The following is a 16,217-nucleotide window of genomic DNA, read 5'->3' as shown; positions in this document are numbered from 1 at the left end:
ACTCTCGTTTTTTCCAATTCCAAAACTATGGTATCATTAAGAAAAAACAAACAACGGACGATGGGGGGCCGCCGCAAGAAGTGTCTTCAATGTGGTTTGCAGTTCTTTCATCGAATGAGGTGAGGAGAAAACCCGTTGGAGTTAGGCGACTCGGGAGAGACCTGGTGTTCTGGAGGGACAGCTTGGGAAAAGTCTACGCCCTGGAAGACTTCTGCGTGCACCGGAGGGCTAGGCTCTCAGCGGGGAAGGTTATAAACGATAGAATCCAGTGCCCCTTTCACGGGTTTGAGTACGACGGTAACGGCAGGGTGAGGCTTATACCGGCCCTCGGGAAGAACTACAAAGTTCCTGATAGATTTAGGGTTAATTCATACCCGGTTTACGAAAAAAATAACATAATATGGCTCTGGTTCGGAGAAGGAGAGCCAGAGAAGGAGCCAAAGTTCTTCGATGATATAGATGAGGACTTCGCTTATGCGGAGTTCAGGGAGCTCTGGAACGTCCCGTTCCCGAGGGCGGTTGAGAACCAGCTCGACGTCATGCACCTACCTTTCGTCCACAGAACCACCATAGGCCGGGGAAACAGGACCCTGGTCCACGGCCCCGTCGTCAAGTGGATAGACGAAGACAGTTTCATTTTTTACGTGTTCAACGAGGTCGATAGGGGGCAGAGGGTCAAAAGACCCGAGGAACTCAGCGGGGAGGAGTCGAGGGTTTACCTTGAGTTCATATTTCCCAACCTCTGGCAGAACCACATAAGTGAAGGTACGAGAGTGGTAGCCTTTTTTGTTCCCGTGGACAGGCAGAAAACCATGATATACCTCCGCTTTTACGTGAAAATGACGGGATTGAAACCCGTTGATTCCATCATAGCCCGTTTAAGCATGCCCTTAAACAGGATAATCCTCCACCAGGATAGGAGAGTTGTGGAGACCCAGGAGAGGGACATAAGGAAAGATGTCCTCGTCCAGGGTGACCTGCCCATAATGGAGTTTCGCAAAAGGCTTTATAAGGAAAAGAAACTGATTGATTTCCTGTTTGGTGGAGGTCAGTGAGATGTCCGGAGTGAAAACCTATGACCCGACTTCATGGAGACCAAAGCACCTTGACCTCCTGCTTTCAGCTGTAATAGCCTTCTCTCTCCCTGCTGTGGCGGGATGGCTCTATGATCTGAGCGGGGTCCTCATTCCCATGCTTATCTACTACTCCCTCGCCTGGGGCCTTGTGAAGCTGAGAAGAGGCGTTGTAGGCTATGGAACACCCTTCCCGAAAAAGCCTCCCAAGTGGTTCTATGTGAACGTCCTTGTAATACTCACGGCCCTATTCTTTGCCTACCAGGCACGGATTAGAGTTGAGGAAGTTGACCGGTTTGGTGTTCTCCTTACGGCACTTTTGTGGGCTCCGGTGAATGCTTCGACCGAACAGATACTCTGGCTCTACCTGTTTGATTCATGGGACCTGTACCCTGAAAAACCCAGGCTCAGATATCGCCTTGCAGGCCTGGTGTTCTTCGCCGCCTTCGTGGGGCTAATACACACGATGTTCTGGACAAAGTTCCTCCATGTAGCAAGTCCCGAGGGATTCTTTGGGGTGGCGTTTGTGCTGATGACGACCATTTCAGGGTTCATCCACATAGTGGTATGGCGTCAGTCCGGAAACATGGTTTTCACGTTCATACCACACTTTCTTCTGAACCTCGGCCTGCTCTTCTGGACGGGCTATAGCATAGTACCATACCTGTGGAGGTGAGAACCTGCGTCTCTGGTCGCTCCACCCAAAATACCTTGACGCCAAAGGGCTCGTGGCACTCTGGAGGGAAAGTTTACTGGCTAAAAAAGTGCTCGAAGGAAAGACCAGGGGGTACAGAAACCACCCGCAGCTTGAACGTTTTAAAAACCATTCAGAGCCGTTAAAGGCCATAAACGCCTACCTCTTTGAGGTATGGAGGGAAGCGGAAAGGAGGGGCTACCGCTTTGACATCAGGAAGATAGAGGTAGTGGAACTCAAGGAAAAGATCCCGGTCACGAAGGGCCAACTTGAATATGAGTTTCACCACCTCCTCAAGAAACTTCAGAAAAGAGATCCAGAGCGATATGAAACATTGAAAAGCGAAAAGGATATCCACGCCAGTCCTGTGTTTCTGATCATCGAGGGAAAAGTAGAACACTGGGAAAAAGGAGTCTTCCCTTGAATGGATACGAACCTTTTCTGGTTTACCCCGTTCTCATGCCTTCGTTTTCTTTCACTGGATACAGTCATATCCTTTTCTATCCACGAACACTTAAGGCAAGAACCCATAAAAACAAAATAACCCGGCCAAAACGGCCGGGCTGTTCATATCGATCTGGTAGCGGGGGTGGGATTTGAACCCACGACCTTTGGGTTATGAGCCCAACGAGCTACCAGGCTGCTCCACCCCGCACCGTCTAGATCCGTTTTTATACTATAGCATTTCTTTTGTTGCCTGTCAAGGGGAGGGTATCTTGCAAGTTCTCTGTGGTATATGATAAAATTAAAAACAGACGAGCGGGTGTAGCTCAGCTGGTAGAGCACCAGCTTCCCAAGCTGGGGGTCGCGGGTTCGAATCCCGTCGCCCGCTCCATTTCCCGGCAAACGCCGGGGTATATTTTTGTGGTATAATCATCTTCGACCCCAGTCCGGGGAAACCTGGACTGGCGGAGACTGAAAGATGGAGGTGTGGTGAAGTGGCGCTTGACCCAGAAAAGAAGAAAGAGATCATCAACGAGTTTCAGATTCACGAAAACGACACCGGTTCTGTTGAGGTACAGATCGCCCTTCTCACAGCGAGGATCAAACACTTAACAGAACACCTGAAAAAGCACCCCAAGGACTTTCACTCCAGAAGAGGCCTGATGAAGATGATCGGAAGAAGAAGGAAACTCTTGAAGTATTTGAGACGCAAAAAACCAGAAGTCTACCGAGAACTCATTGCCAAGTTAGGTATCAGGAAATAAAATTTTCAGGAGGGGGAAGCGGGCTTGTTGCCCGCTTCCTGATTTAAATTAAACAGGATGAGGTGATGGAAACATGAAAGAGTGGCGACGAGAGATTCTCGGAAGAGAACTCGTAGTCCAACATGGAAAAGTGGCAAAACAGTCAAGTGGAGCCGTTCTGGTGAGATTTGGAGACACAGCTGTTCTGGCAACGGCGAACATTTCTGACAAGGTGATCGAGGGAATCGATTTTGTCCCTCTCACCGTTGAGTTCCAGGAAAGGTTCTATGCCGCTGGAAAGATCCCCGGTGGTTTTATCAAAAGAGAGGGGAAGCCCAGTGAATCTGCCATTCTCTCAGCCCGTCTCATCGACAGGCCAATAAGGCCTCTCTTTCCAAAAAAATTGAGAAATGAGATTCAGGTGATCGTGACGGTGCTTTCAGCGGATCCAAACGTTCCACCCGATGTAGTGGGCATCTTTGCCGTATCACTCGCCCTGAACGTCTCGAAGATTCCGTTCGAAGGAATCGTTGCTGGCATCAGAATAGGCTACAGGGATGGTCAGTTCATAGCCTTCCCCACAGAGGAGGACATCGAAAAAGGTCTTATGGATATCACCGTCGCGGGAACGAAGGATGCCGTGACCATGGTTGAAGGTGAAGCCAAAGAGGTCTCAGAAGAGGATATGGTAAAGGCTTTGAGATTTGCACACTCCGTTATAAAAGAGCTCGTCGATTTCCAGGAAGAGATACTTTCGGAGTTCAACGTCGAGAAGATCCCCGTTGTTGAACCAGAACCACCAGAAGGACTGGTTGAAACATTCAACAGCCTTCTGGACAGAGAAGAACTCGAAAGAAGAATTCTTGTGAAAGCAAAAAAAGAAAGAGAGGCTGCTCTCAAAGAGTACGAGGAAAAACTCCTCAGTCAGACAGCAGAAGCACTTTCCATCGTTGATCCCGAGGAGATAAAACCCTTTGTTTCCGAACTCTACGAAGAAGCCGTTAAAAAGACGATGAGACGCCTGATCGTTGAGAAGGGAATCAGAGCAGATGGAAGGAAACCAAACGAAATCAGGCCTATCTCCTGCGAAGTGGGACTTTTTCCAAGGACACACGGATCTGCACTCTTCACAAGGGGAGAAACGCAGAGTCTTGGAATCGTAACGCTTGGAGCTCCCATGGACGTTCAGATCATAGACACACTCCTTGAAGAAGGCGTAAAAAGGTTCATGCTTCACTACAACTTCCCACCCTTCTGTACCGGTGAAGTGAAGCCTCTGAGAGGACCGAGCAGAAGGGAAATCGGGCATGGGCACCTGGCAGAAAGGGCCCTGAAGAACATGTTGCCACCCGAGGAGGAGTTCCCCTACACCATAAGGGTGGTTTCTGAAATCCTCGAATCGAACGGTTCCTCATCCATGGCAACGGTGTGTTCTGGATCCCTTGCATTGATGGACGCAGGAGTTCCTATCAGAAAACACGTTGCCGGAATAGCCATGGGACTCATCCTCGAAGAAGATGCAGAAGTCATACTCACCGACATCATCGGAATGGAAGATCACTACGGTGATATGGACTTCAAAGTGGCAGGAACAAGAGACGGAATCACCGCCTTCCAGATGGACTGTAAGGTTTCCGGTGTTTCCGATGAACTACTCATGAAAGCGCTCATGCAGGCAAGAGAGGCCAGAATGTACATCCTCGATAAGATGTACGAAACGATCTCTGCCCCAAGACCACACCTGTCCAGGTACGCACCCATCATAAAGGTGACGAAGATCGATCCAGATAAAGTGGCAGACGTCATAGGCCCCGGTGGAAGGGTCATAAAGAAGATCATAAAAGATTTCGACGTGAAAGTGGAAATCGACGATGAAACAGGTCTTGTCAAGGTGGTTGGAAACTCCGAGGAAAACGTTGACAATGCAATAGCACTCATAAGGGAAATCGCCAAAGAAATAGAAGTGGGAGAGATCCTCGAAGGAAAGATCACGAGGATAGAACCTTATGGACTGTTCATAGAGGTAAGGCCCGGAAAGATCGGCTTGCTCCATCAAAGCAAGGTTGGAGAGGATATGAGACAGTTCTTGAAAAAGGTGAAGGTCGGTGATACGATAAAGGTACAGGTTATAAACATAGACGATCTTGGAAGGCTTCAGTTCAAGCGTGTGAAGGAGGAAAGTCCCCAGCATGGAGAAGTGCACAATAAACGACATTGAAACCTTCATTATCCCATTCGACAAGGCGCGGACGGTCTCCTGCGCCTTTTTAATTAAAAAAGGATCGGCACACGAACCGGAGGAACTCGCAGGAATATCTCACTTCATAGAACACATGGCGTTTCGAGGAACAAAAAAATACGATCATTTCTCACTCAAATACACTGTTGAAGTGGTTGGTGGATCGTTGAATGCTTTCACAGACAAACTCGCTACGGCGTACTATGCAAAAGTGCCTGAGTTTCACTTCGAAAAGACTGCAGATGTTTTGAAGGAACTCACCTTCCATCCCGTTTTCTCACCAGAAGACACGGAAATAGAGAGAAAGATCATAATCGAAGAGTACAAGATGGCACAGGACGATCCCACGAGCAAACTGTTCGACACCCTGATCGAAACGGTCTGGCCCGGACCTTACGGAAGACCGATCATAGGAAGAAGAGAAACCATAGAGAAGATATCAGCAGAAGATCTCAGAGAATACCACAGGAAAAACTACAGCCCTTCAGACACAAAGATCGTTCTTGCCGGAAAAGTGAAGGATCAATATCTGAAGTTCCTTGAGGACATTTTGAAAGACCTGAAAAAATCAGAAGGGAAAAACGATCTTCCTCCTTCGCCATCTTTTCACTTTTCAGAGCCCAGGTATATAGTGAGGAACGATCTGGAACAGGTGCATGTCGCTATCGCAAAGCCTGTCTGTGGAAGAGAAGACGAGGATATATACCCTCTTTTTGTTTTGAACACCGCCCTGGGAAGCGGCATGAGTTCGATTCTATTTCACGAGATAAGAGAGAAGGAAGGATTCGTCTACGACGTGTTTTCCCAGCTCTACACACTCAAGGAGACAGGAATTCTGATCGTCTACGCTGCTCTGTCTCCGGAGAAGATAGAAGAGTTCTTCGAAAAACTCAGAGCGGTTCTCTCCAGCAGGGATCTTTTCATGAGGAATTTTGAATACGGAAAGATGAGGTACCTCGGAAAACTGGAGATGATAACGGACAACCCGGCTGGAATGATGAGTTTTGTCATCGATAATCTCTCACACAGTTCGCTGGAAACCCTAGAAGATCGTGTGGAAAAAGTGAAAACCGTCACCCAGGAAAAGTACCAGAGAGCTTACGAAAAATTCTTATCTGGGAAATGGAGTGTGTTCGGCATAGGCCCTGAGTCGGGAAGGATTCTTGAAAATCATGAAATGATAGTTTGAGGAGGGATGTGATGAAAGAGGCCTTAACGTTCGACGACGTGTTGCTTGTTCCCCAGTACAGTGAAGTACTTCCAAAAGACGTGAAAACACAGACGAGACTCACCAGGCAGATTCGGATAAACATACCCCTTGTGAGCGCTGCGATGGACACCGTTACAGAGGCTGCCCTTGCAAAGGCTCTGGCAAGAGAGGGAGGAATAGGGATCATACACAGGAACCTCTCTCCAGAAGAACAGGCTCACCAGGTATCGATTGTGAAAAAGACAGAAAACGGCATCATCTACGACCCCATAACGGTGACACCGGATATGACCGTGAAAGAGGCAGTTGATCTCATGTCGGAGTACAAAATAGGTGGCCTTCCTGTCGTGGACGAAGAGGGAAAACTCGTCGGCCTTCTCACAAACAGGGATATCAGGTTCGAAAGAAACCTCTCTAAGAAGATAAAGGACCTGATGACACCAAGAGAAAAGCTCATCGTGGCACCGCCTGATATCTCCCTTGAGAAGGCAAAGGAGATCCTTCACGAACACAGGATAGAGAAACTGCCCCTTGTTTCCAGAGATAACAAACTCGTTGGTCTGATCACCATCAAAGATATCTTGAGCGTGATAGAACACCCGAACGCTGCAAGGGACGATAAAGGAAGACTCCTCGTTGGTGCCGCCGTTGGAACAGGTCCCGACACTATGGAGAGAGTGGAAAAGCTGGTCAAGGCAGGGGTGGACGTTGTCGTCATAGATACAGCACACGGACACTCAAAGAGAGTGATCGAGACCCTCGAGATGATAAAGGCTGACTATCCGGATCTGCCAGTTGTGGCTGGAAATGTGGCCACGCCCGAAGGAACCGAGGCGCTCATAAAGGCAGGGGCAGATGCGGTGAAAGTTGGAGTTGGACCTGGCTCCATATGTACCACAAGGGTTGTTGCGGGCGTCGGAGTTCCACAGCTCACTGCCATCATGGAATGTTCCGAAGTTGCCAGAAAATACGATGTTCCGATCATAGCAGATGGAGGAATCCGATACTCCGGTGACATCGTAAAGGCCCTGGCGGCTGGTGCCGAGAGTGTGATGGTTGGAAGTATCTTTGCAGGAACAGAGGAAGCTCCGGGAGAAACGATACTGTATCAGGGAAGAAAATACAAGGCTTACAGGGGAATGGGAAGCCTCGGTGCCATGAAGTCTGGCAGTGCCGACAGATACGGTCAGGAAGGGGAGAACAAGTTCGTTCCAGAGGGAATAGAGGGCATGGTACCGTACAAGGGCACCGTGAAGGATGTGGTGCATCAGTTGATCGGTGGCCTGAAGTCCGGTATGGGATACGTGGGAGCCAGGACGATAAAGGAACTTCAGGAAAAGGCCGTCTTCATCAGAGTCACACCCGCTGGTGTGAAGGAAAGCCATCCGCACGACATCATCATAACGAAAGAAGCACCGAACTACTGGATTCAAACCTGAGAGAGTTTCTTTATGATCTCGTATTCTTCCATTGCCTTCTCATGCATGCCGAGTTCTTCGTAAAGTCTGGCAAGTTTCAATCTGAGTTTCACGTTCTCTGGACTCTTCTGGAGCAGCTTCAAATAGAGCGAAGCTGCTCTTTTTTTCAAACCGAGGGTTCTGTAAAGAAACGCCCTGAATCTCGTTGAAAATATCAAAAAAACAGGCAAAAGCAGGAGAAAGTAGATGTATTGAGTCTTATGGACTGTTCTATCTTTCCTTTCGTTGAAGAGGAAAACCATTTTCTTTCTGAGATTCTCTTTTGGAATGGTGAGACTTTCGTATTCAGAGACGATCTCTTTTGAGTCTTCGGAAGAGAGGGAAGAATTCAGTCTTGCCATCAAAGAGAAGTACTTTCTGATCTCCTCCTCCAGTGTGCTTGGTCGATCGTACCCCATGGCCCTTGCGATCTCAAAGAGTCTCAGAAAATACGGATATTTTTCCTCTTCGAGCGGCAGATTCTCTATCTTCTGCACAATGGCAAGACCTATTTCTTCTGCGTTTTTGATCTTTGAGAGAGCGGTGATCACTTCGTAAGAGAACAGGAATGGGTTTTCAAAGAATCTATTGATGAGTTCTTCTGCGAAAGCGTCCGGGTTTTCTATCTCCAGGGGAACGTTCAGCTTCCAGAAGAACGGGAACTCAAGTATATCACTTAGACTCTGAAGGCTTCTTACAAACGATTCCAGATTCGGGAAAACTCTCTTCAGAAGATCGGTTTCCTCTTCTGGGAAAGTTTCATCTTTCAGCTTCTTCACCAGTTCCTGAAGGTCTTCGGAGACGATCTCTTCTGACAGTGAAGGATGAGCTTCAACGAGTCGTTTTTTTGCAAAGAGGAACTCTCCCACTGTCTCGATCCCTGGATCGGAAGGGTTCTCCTTTACATAGTTCAGAAACATGCTGATGGCTTTCTGTACGTCTGTTTTTGAAACTTCCTTTATTTCATCGAGAGAAGTGGCCAGAAGAACCGAGGAAAGAAAAAGAAAAAACAAAGCCATCCTCCGCAAGATATCACCCCGATTCCAGAAGGGGCTCCAGGAATTTTTTCCAGAAGACCTTGAAGAACAGGGCAAGTGGTACCCCAACGAAGGATCCAAACATACCGAAGAGTTTTCCAAAGAAGAGAATGGAAAGAATTATGTACACAGGATTGAGCTTTTCCAGCCCCTTCATCAACTGGATGAACACGATGAAGGCGGCAGCGTGGATGAGTACAGCGAACAGGGCGATGAGCAAAACCCCCTTCACCCCGAGCGTGAGGGAAAAGAGCAGAACGGGAACGTACTCGAGAACCACTCCGACTATCGGTATGAAATTGGTCACGAACGCCCAGAGGCTGATGATGGCACTGTACTTCAGGTCGAAAGTCTCAAACACAATCCAGTACGAAAGGCCGATGATGAGGGCATTTATGAAGATCACCCTTATGTACCTTCCCATACTTCTGTAAACGCTGATCAGAAAGTCTCTTGCTTCCTCTCTGGCACTCTTTGGATAGATCGCAACGAAGAAATCGGCAATCTCACGTACGTAGAAGATGGTATAGCCAAGCCCAAACAGTGTGAACACCACCACGGTGGTAACGGAGAGGAAATTGGTGGTCACCAGCGAGAAGACGTAGTTCAATAGATCGTTGAGCTTTGGCTCAAGGAACGTCATTATCTTGTCGAAGACGGGAACCAGCTCGGGCGATCTCACATAATCTCTCCACACCTTGTTCTCAAAAACACCCGTTATGAACTCGATGAAATTGCCGAACTCGTTGAACACAGGAGGAATGATAACATAGAGAGAGTAGACTACCACGAAAAAGAACAACAGAAGTGCCACAACACGGGAAACCCGTTTTCCAAGCCTCATCTTCTCGAAAAATCGCACAACGGGATCCAGTAGCAGTGTGAAAAATATCATCATCGTGATGACCGCAAAAACTTCTGGAAACACCTTGAACACCAGAAAAGATATCAGAACGTATAAAGTGGTGAAGAAGAACGCCTTGTCTTCAACGAATCTTCTGACCCTCTCCAATTCATTCCCTCCCGAGTTTTTCAACGCTCCATTCCACCAGAGTCTGGTAAAAAGCCTTCTGATGCTCGGGATCCTCGAACAGTTCATGATAGCCACCGGGAAAGCTCACCAGTTTTTTCTCCGTTTTCAGCGCTTCGTAGAATTTCTTGCTTCCATCAAAAGGCACCACACGATCGTCCGTTCCATGAAGAATGAGAACGGGGACTGTTATTTTTTCAGCTTCTCTGAGGGCCTTTTTCATGTGTGTGAGCATATCCGAGGCAAGTTTGAACGAAATCCTGTCGTGAACGAGAGGATCTTTTATGTACGCTTCCACTGCCTCTTTGCTTCGAGAGAGGTCTTTTGGATCTATGTTGTTGCTCATGGTGAGAAATGGCACGAACATCGACAGAAATTTTACGAAAAGAACAAGGATCGGCAGTGGGGGATCCGAGAGTGAAAGAGCGGGAGCAGACACCGCCAGTCCCTTCAGGTTCTCTGGCTGGAAGAGCTGAACGTATCTGATGCTCAAAAGTCCACCAAGGCTGTGACCGAACAGAACGTATCTTTTTAGATCGCGGGTGATGTCTTCAAGAATCCTGAAAACATCTTCGAATCGAAGGTGCCCCCGTCTTCCCTCGGCTTTTCCGTGACCGGGAAGATCGAAGGTGATCACCTGAACACCCTCTGAGACAAACTCCCTCACCAGTCTTCTGTACCTTCCGGAGTGCTCACCAAGACCATGGACGATCACAACTGTTCCTTTCCAGTCCTCTCCGTGCTTTTGAAGGTTCATGTTCCTCCCCCCAGTGCTCTTTCAAGTCTTCTCATGAAAACCTCTTTGCCGAGAATGGGGATTATGTTCACAAGTTCCGGTCCTTCGTCTTTTCCGGTGAGAATCCTTCTCAGCGTCATGTAAAAATCTCTGGGCTTTATTTTGCTGTTTTTCAGCACCTTCTTGAAGATCTTTACGATGTGGTCCATCTCCCAGTCAACACTCTGAATCTCTTCCCTCAGAGAGGCAAACGCAGGCTTCAACTCTTCTGGTATATCCATCGGCTCTGGATCTTCGAAGAAAAAGCGTGCCTCCTCTGGTAGATCAGCGAGGGTTTCCGCCCGCTCCCTTGTGACCTCCAGGACCTTTTTCAGATAATCCTCATCGTCTACCTTCAAGCCTGCCTTCTCGAAAAATGGCCTGGAAAGTTCCACCAGCCTTTCTATGGGCACATTCCTCAAATAGTATCCGTTCATCCACTTCAGTTTCTGTGGATCGAAGATGGCAGGGTTCGGACTGAGCCTGTCCAGTGAGAAAGAAGCGATAAGTTCTTCCATGCTCAGAATCTCTTTCCCTTCCGGGTGGGACCACCCAAGAAGCGCGAGATAGTTCACCACCGCCTCTGAAAGATAACCCATCTCTCTGAAGGCCTCCACAGAGGTGGCTCCGTGCCTTTTGCTCAGTTTCTTGCCATCCGGTCCCAGTATGGTGGAAACGTGTGCAAAGACGGGAGGTTTTCTTTCAAAGGCCTCGTAGATTGCAAGCTGCCGCAGTGTGTTCGACAGGTGATCATCCCCTCTGATCACATGGGTTATTTCCATGAGCATGTCGTCCACAACACATGCGAAATTGTACGTGGGAAGACCGTTGCTTCTCATTATCACAAAATCCCCTATCGAACCTTTTCTGAAAACCACCTCTCCCTTCACCACATCGTTCAGAGTGTAGTCTTTCCTCGGCATCTTGAAGAAAACGGCAGGTGAAAGACCTTTTTCTTCGTACTCTCTCCTTCTCTCTGGTGTGTCGTACTCTTCGAACATATCCTGAGAGTAATGAGGTGGTTTTCCTTCCGAAAGTAGTTTTTCTCTGATTTCCTCTATCTCTTCTGGATAAGCGTAGACGTAGTACGCCTTTCCTTCTTTCACAAGCATCTCCGCGTATTTTCTGTATATCTCCACCCTCTCGCTCTGCCTGTACGGTCCAAAATCTCCACCCACATCGGGTCCTTCATCCCACATGAGTCCAAGCCATCTTAGGGAATCCATGAGTTTTTCTTCGTACTCTCTTTCTGACCTTTCCAGGTCGGTGTCTTCTATTCTCAAAACGAATCTTCCCTTCTCTTTTCTTGCGAACAGAAAGTTGAACAGGGCAGTTCTTGCACCACCAACGTGCAGAAACCCTGTTGGACTCGGAGCGAATCTCACCCTCACCAATCCAGAACACCTCCCAGTGTGTACTCACCGGCCAGTATCTGATCCAGAACTTTCTTCGGTGAATCCGGTTTTCCCTTCAGTTCTATGTACCTTCTTCCCACCTCATCGGGAAAGTGTGCATCAGATGAAACTATGACCCTGAATCTTCCCTCCGCTTTCGATCTTCCTTCCTCACTCACCACCTCGGCTACTGGAACATCGAGGTTCGGGAAAAAACCGAGCTGGTACAGAACACCGAACCTTCTCTCAACGTGAGCGTAGGCTGGCACTCCTCTGAAGGACAGAACAAGATCAACTGCCTGAGATATCGTCAGATTCGCTGGAAAACCAAGCGGCATGTTTTCGTATCCGATGTAGTCACCATCTTCGTTGACAAGAAGCTGATATCCCATTTTCTCATGATCGTGCTTCAACCTGGGAAGATGTTCGTACAAAACTTCTGTGAGTTTGAGGGCATCCTCAAAATTTACGAAGAAGCCGAGCAGATGAACATCCTCCACAGTCTGTATCTCCACACCAGGAATCACAAGCTTCTTCATCTTCGAAAAAGCCAGGGCGTTCCTTGCACTGTTGTGATCGACGATCCCAAGAATGTCCACTTCCGCCTTCTCGATAACAGGTGGTATCATGAGAAGATCTGCGCATGGTGAAAGGCACGTGTGCACATGAAGATCTGCCTTCATCGCAACCCCAGTTCGTACACCTTCCCGGAAACCAGAAAGGAGTTTTCATTGGTTTTCAAAAGGACTATCCCGTTTTCTCTGGCTTTCTCAATCGTCTCTCTTTCGTACTCGTGCCCATCACAGAGGATGATTCCTTTTATCCCGACAACCGTGGCAACCGCAACTATGTTCACGTGGGACTGAACGGTGATCCAGAGAGTGGACGGCTGTGCCCTTCCAAGAACTTCACTTAAAAGGTCACAGGTGAAACCGTGCTCTACCTCAACGTTCAGATCTCCACACACGTGTTCCAGCCCGAGTTTCTCAACTATCTCCCCTATCCTCACGTTTATCCCTCCTGAAGAAGACCATCTCGACTATCACACCTTTTCCTACCTCTGAGATGATGACCATTTTATCGGAGTATCTTCTCATATTTGGAAGACCCATTCCCGCTCCAAAACCGAGTTCTCTTATGTGATCGGGTGCCGTGGAGTACCCCTCTTTCATGGCAAGTTCAAGGTTTTCAATGCCCTTTCCCTTGTCTTCCACCCTCACTGTGATCTTTTCGTCGTCTATGAAGCAGTATATGTATCCATCGGACTCGCTGTGGATGACCACGTTCGCTTCTGCCTCATAGGTTGCGATTGCCACTTTCCTTGCCAGTTCCTCGTCCACACCACGCTCCAGAAGAAACTTCTTCAACCTGGAAGCGCCGATGCCTATCATGTTGACGTCGAAGTAATCTATGTGAAAAACGAAGTCCGCCTTTCCTTTTTCCAGAGTCTCCCCGGTGATCAGTGATGTGCCCTTTTCGAGAACCTCTTCCATCCTCTTGTCGTGAAGGTACATGATGCCAAGTTTTGCCAGAAGGAAATATATGATGTCGTGTTTTGTGACGATACCGACCAGTTTTCCTTCGTCGTTCACAACGGGGAACCTTCCATAGCCGTATTTCTCAAACGTCTTCACGGTATCCTGGAGGGTGTCGGATTCTCTCAAACACACCACGTTTCTGGTCATGCGTTTTTCCACACTGTCCTTTATGTAACCTCCCTCAAGGGCCTTTATTATGTCCTCCAGACTGACTATCCCGACGACGCGCTTTTCACTGTCCACAACCGGAACACCGGAAATTCTTTTGATGCGCATGATCTCCTTCACATGAAGGAGGGTTTTATCTGGTGTTACGTAAACCACATCGGGATTCATGAACTCGGAAACCCTCACATCCTGGAATACTGCCTGGAGTCTGTCTATGATGGAAACACTCATTCTATCCTCTCCTGATCGGTTTTAATCCCTTCAAAAACAACCTTCCACATGTCTCGAACATGGAGAGATTGGTCGCCAGAACGGCTATGTTGCATTCCTCCGCAAGTTTGACGATGTTTTCTGGAATGTCTTTTTTTCTGACGAAAAGAACTGCTGGAATGCCCACCACCATGGCTGTTCTCACCGCCTGCGGAGAGTGAAGCCCAGTGATCAGAAGGACCCCTGGCTCAGCAAAGGCCAGCACATCACTCATGAGATCTGTTGCAACGGCCTTTTCTATCTCCAGCTTTCCATCTCCGGTGAGAACCACCCCTTCTATCGTGGAAGCTATCTCTTCCAGAGTCACGGGAACACCTCCTAAGTGGCTTTTCCTATGATTCTTGGAGGTTTTTTGTCCTTCTTTCTGAAGCGCAAAAGAGAGTAATAGACAAAGACTCCTCCAAGTGCGGAAAAGAACGTCAACCAGTCTTTCCAGTTCAGAGAGTAGCCAGTTATCACAACAGCGGCGAATATCACAAGAGGAACAAAGTAGACGATGGCTGATACCTTCATGGGATCGTACTCGGGAATGTCCACGATCACTTCATCACCAGGTTTCAACTGCTCTTTTTCATTCCACTCTGCCTCGAGGTTTATCTCATTTCCAGAAACACATATGCTCTTTGCCGGACAACTTCCACACGCGCTCGTTCTGGCTTTGGTCACGACCACTTTGTTTTCTTTCACTTCCTTCACGAACATCCTTTCAATCACAGAATCACCCTTTCACAACACCGAGCGGTACCATTCTGGCTATCTTCCTTGAGATACCTATCTCGTGCACGATGTGTACGACCCTGTCCACATCCTTGTAAGCCTCGGGTGCTTCTTCAACGAGCGTTTTTTTACTTTTGCTCATGACGATGATGTTCTTTCTTTCCAGTTCGTCGAGGATCTCCCTGTAACTCCACCTCTTCAGAGCGGCGGATCTACCGAGAACCCTTCCGGCACCGTGTGCTGTCGATCCAAACGTCTTTTCCTCAGCCTTTCTGGTGCCGATCAGAAGATAGGAAGCCGTTCCCATGTCACCCGGTATGATAACGGGTTGTCCCACTTCCCGGTAAATTTCCGGAACTTTTTCGTTTCCAGGGCCAAGAGAGCGCGTGGCACCCTTTCTGTGAACAACGAGTTTTTTTCGTTTGCCGTCTATTTCGTACTCCTCCACTTTGGCGATGTTGTGGGCAACATCGTAGATCAGTTCCACGCGCGTGTCTTTTCCGAAGACCTTCCAGAAGGCCTTTCTGACGAGGTGCCCGAGTATCTCTCTGTTTGCGAACGCGTAATTTGCCGCACAGTTCATGGCAGAGTAATATGCCTGGCCGAGTGGATGCTCGAACGGTGCGTTTATGAGTTGCTTGTCGGGTAGATCTCTGTTGTGTTCCTTCAGCCTGTCCCTCATGAGTCTTATGTAGTCCGTCGCCACCTGATGTCCAAAACCCCTGCTTCCAGAGTGTATCATGATCGTTATCGTACCCACTTCCAGGCCGAAGAACTCTGCCAGGTCCCTGTCGTAGATCTCCTCCACCATCTGGACCTCTATGAAGTGATTTCCCGCTCCAAGCGTTCCAAGTTCGTCGCTTCCCCTCTCGAAGGCTTCCTCAGACACATAGTTGGGATCGGCGGGGTGTATCTTGCCACCGTCCTCTATCCTCTCAAGGTCCTCTTCCAGGCCATATCCAGCCTTTACAGCCCATTCTGCACCCTCGACGAGGACCTTCCTGAGACCTTTTTTTCCAAGGACGATGTCTCCCCTTGCACCAACACCGGCGGGTACTGTTTCGTAAATGGCTTCGACGATGGCCCTCAATCTATCCCTGACATCTTCGTATGTGAGATCTGTCTTCATCAGTCGAACACCGCAGTTTATGTCGAAACCCACCCCTCCAGGTGAGATGATTCCGTCTTTTGCATCGAAAGCTGCAACACCACCTATCGGGAAGCCGTAACCCCAGTGTATGTCGGGCATGGCAAGGGCGTACTTCACGATCCCAGGAAGCGTTGCCACGTTCATAAGTTGTTTCATGGCCTCTCTGAATTGAGGGTCATCCACACTCTCAGCGTCCGTGAAAACAATGGCGTCCACCCTCATCTTTCCCTCTCTGGGGATCCTCCACATGTATTTATCGAGTCTTTCTATCTTCATGG

General features: G+C 48.5%; 17 protein-coding genes and 2 tRNA genes. 8 read left to right on the top strand and 11 right to left on the bottom strand.

Annotated features, from left to right (window positions below; genetic code table 11):
- Positions 1-89 precede the first annotated feature (89 nt).
- The 3 genes from CTN_RS06255 to CTN_RS06245 are packed head-to-tail and all read left to right on the top strand — an operon-like array spanning position 90 to position 2,191.
- Positions 90-1,055, top strand: coding sequence for an aromatic ring-hydroxylating oxygenase subunit alpha (locus CTN_RS06255; protein ID WP_012311161.1), 966 nt, complete (start codon positions 90-92; stop codon positions 1,053-1,055).
- Position 1,056: 1 nt separating this feature from the next.
- A complete protein-coding gene (locus CTN_RS06250) occupies positions 1,057-1,749 on the top strand; it encodes a hypothetical protein (RefSeq protein ID WP_038067691.1) in 693 nt (230 codons plus the stop codon).
- 4 nt (positions 1,750-1,753) lie between these two features.
- Positions 1,754-2,191, top strand: a complete 438-nt coding sequence (locus CTN_RS06245) for a pyrimidine dimer DNA glycosylase/endonuclease V (protein WP_012896509.1) — start codon at positions 1,754-1,756, stop codon at positions 2,189-2,191.
- A gap of 154 nt (positions 2,192-2,345) precedes the next feature.
- On the opposite strand, the gene CTN_RS06240 is transcribed toward CTN_RS06245, so the two are convergent.
- A tRNA-Met gene (locus tag CTN_RS06240) sits at positions 2,346-2,422 on the bottom strand.
- A 104-nt stretch (positions 2,423-2,526) separates the two neighbouring features.
- Here CTN_RS06240 and CTN_RS06235 point away from each other — a divergent pair.
- From CTN_RS06235 to guaB, 5 genes are all read left to right on the top strand, one after another.
- Positions 2,527-2,602: transfer RNA gene (locus CTN_RS06235), tRNA-Gly, on the top strand.
- A 103-nt stretch (positions 2,603-2,705) separates the two neighbouring features.
- Complete coding sequence (rpsO, locus tag CTN_RS06230; protein WP_015919738.1) at positions 2,706-2,975, top strand: 30S ribosomal protein S15; 270 nt, start codon at positions 2,706-2,708, stop codon at positions 2,973-2,975.
- Between the two features lie 73 nt (positions 2,976-3,048).
- Positions 3,049-5,172: a polyribonucleotide nucleotidyltransferase gene (pnp, locus tag CTN_RS06225; RefSeq protein WP_015919737.1), complete on the top strand. Its 2,124-nt coding sequence runs from the start codon at positions 3,049-3,051 to the stop codon at positions 5,170-5,172.
- The gene (locus CTN_RS06220) at positions 5,144-6,382 is read left to right on the top strand and encodes a M16 family metallopeptidase (protein WP_015919736.1); all 1,239 of its coding nucleotides are present in this window, start codon (positions 5,144-5,146) and stop codon (positions 6,380-6,382) included. Before pnp ends, CTN_RS06220 begins: the two co-directional genes overlap by 29 nt.
- A gap of 11 nt (positions 6,383-6,393) precedes the next feature.
- On the top strand, positions 6,394-7,842 hold the full coding sequence (gene guaB / locus CTN_RS06215) for an IMP dehydrogenase (RefSeq protein WP_038067689.1): 1,449 nt from the start codon (positions 6,394-6,396) through the stop codon (positions 7,840-7,842).
- Here the strand turns inward: guaB and CTN_RS06210 are convergent.
- Genes CTN_RS06210 through CTN_RS06165 form a run of 10 tightly spaced genes read right to left on the bottom strand, consistent with a single transcriptional unit; the run spans position 7,833 to position 16,215 of the window.
- The gene (locus CTN_RS06210; protein WP_015919734.1) at positions 7,833-8,879 is read right to left on the bottom strand and encodes a tetratricopeptide repeat protein; all 1,047 of its coding nucleotides are present in this window, start codon (positions 8,877-8,879) and stop codon (positions 7,833-7,835) included. The genes guaB and CTN_RS06210 overlap by 10 nt on opposite strands.
- 13 nt (positions 8,880-8,892) lie before the next feature.
- A complete protein-coding gene (locus CTN_RS06205; protein ID WP_015919733.1) occupies positions 8,893-9,909 on the bottom strand; it encodes an AI-2E family transporter in 1,017 nt (338 codons plus the stop codon).
- 1 nt (position 9,910) lies between these two features.
- The gene (locus CTN_RS06200; protein WP_015919732.1) at positions 9,911-10,684 is read right to left on the bottom strand and encodes an alpha/beta hydrolase; all 774 of its coding nucleotides are present in this window, start codon (positions 10,682-10,684) and stop codon (positions 9,911-9,913) included.
- Positions 10,681-12,096, bottom strand: a complete 1,416-nt coding sequence (gene gltX, locus CTN_RS06195; RefSeq protein ID WP_015919731.1) for a glutamate--tRNA ligase — start codon at positions 12,094-12,096, stop codon at positions 10,681-10,683. Before gltX ends, CTN_RS06200 begins: the two co-directional genes overlap by 4 nt.
- On the bottom strand, positions 12,090-12,779 hold the full coding sequence (locus CTN_RS06190; RefSeq protein WP_015919730.1) for a PHP-associated domain-containing protein: 690 nt from the start codon (positions 12,777-12,779) through the stop codon (positions 12,090-12,092). The genes gltX and CTN_RS06190 overlap by 7 nt, the downstream gene beginning before the upstream one ends.
- The gene (locus CTN_RS06185) at positions 12,776-13,105 is read right to left on the bottom strand and encodes a DRTGG domain-containing protein (RefSeq protein ID WP_015919729.1); all 330 of its coding nucleotides are present in this window, start codon (positions 13,103-13,105) and stop codon (positions 12,776-12,778) included. Before CTN_RS06185 ends, CTN_RS06190 begins: the two co-directional genes overlap by 4 nt.
- A complete protein-coding gene (locus CTN_RS06180) occupies positions 13,083-14,033 on the bottom strand; it encodes a CBS domain-containing protein (protein ID WP_015919728.1) in 951 nt (316 codons plus the stop codon). The genes CTN_RS06185 and CTN_RS06180 overlap by 23 nt, the downstream gene beginning before the upstream one ends.
- Position 14,034: 1 nt before the next feature.
- The gene (locus CTN_RS06175; RefSeq protein WP_015919727.1) at positions 14,035-14,379 is read right to left on the bottom strand and encodes a DRTGG domain-containing protein; all 345 of its coding nucleotides are present in this window, start codon (positions 14,377-14,379) and stop codon (positions 14,035-14,037) included.
- Positions 14,380-14,390: 11 nt separating this feature from the next.
- The gene (locus tag CTN_RS06170) at positions 14,391-14,786 is read right to left on the bottom strand and encodes a SoxR reducing system RseC family protein (protein WP_015919726.1); all 396 of its coding nucleotides are present in this window, start codon (positions 14,784-14,786) and stop codon (positions 14,391-14,393) included.
- A 4-nt stretch (positions 14,787-14,790) separates the two neighbouring features.
- A complete protein-coding gene (locus tag CTN_RS06165) occupies positions 14,791-16,215 on the bottom strand; it encodes an RtcB family protein (protein ID WP_015919725.1) in 1,425 nt (474 codons plus the stop codon).
- Positions 16,216-16,217 lie beyond the last annotated feature (2 nt).

The organism is Thermotoga neapolitana DSM 4359, assembly GCF_000018945.1.
GTDB classification, from domain to species: Bacteria; Thermotogota; Thermotogae; order Thermotogales; family Thermotogaceae; genus Thermotoga; species Thermotoga neapolitana.
The sequence above is the reverse complement of the archived record's forward strand: the minus strand, read 5'-3'. Positions and strand labels throughout refer to the sequence as shown.

Coding starts and splice junctions, on each gene's coding strand:
- CTN_RS06255 (WP_012311161.1), top strand. CDS start 90: ATGTGGTTTGCAGTTCTTTCATCGAATGAGGTGAGGAGAAAACCCGTT.
- CTN_RS06250 (WP_038067691.1), top strand. CDS start 1,057: ATGTCCGGAGTGAAAACCTATGACCCGACTTCATGGAGACCAAAGCAC.
- pnp (WP_015919737.1), top strand. CDS start 3,049: ATGAAAGAGTGGCGACGAGAGATTCTCGGAAGAGAACTCGTAGTCCAA.
- CTN_RS06220 (WP_015919736.1), top strand. CDS start 5,144: ATGGAGAAGTGCACAATAAACGACATTGAAACCTTCATTATCCCATTC.
- guaB (WP_038067689.1), top strand. CDS start 6,394: ATGAAAGAGGCCTTAACGTTCGACGACGTGTTGCTTGTTCCCCAGTAC.
- CTN_RS06210 (WP_015919734.1), bottom strand. CDS start 8,879: ATGGCTTTGTTTTTTCTTTTTCTTTCCTCGGTTCTTCTGGCCACTTCT.
- CTN_RS06200 (WP_015919732.1), bottom strand. CDS start 10,684: ATGAACCTTCAAAAGCACGGAGAGGACTGGAAAGGAACAGTTGTGATC.
- CTN_RS06190 (WP_015919730.1), bottom strand. CDS start 12,779: ATGAAGGCAGATCTTCATGTGCACACGTGCCTTTCACCATGCGCAGAT.
- CTN_RS06180 (WP_015919728.1), bottom strand. CDS start 14,033: ATGAGTGTTTCCATCATAGACAGACTCCAGGCAGTATTCCAGGATGTG.
- CTN_RS06165 (WP_015919725.1), bottom strand. CDS start 16,215: ATGAAGATAGAAAGACTCGATAAATACATGTGGAGGATCCCCAGAGAG.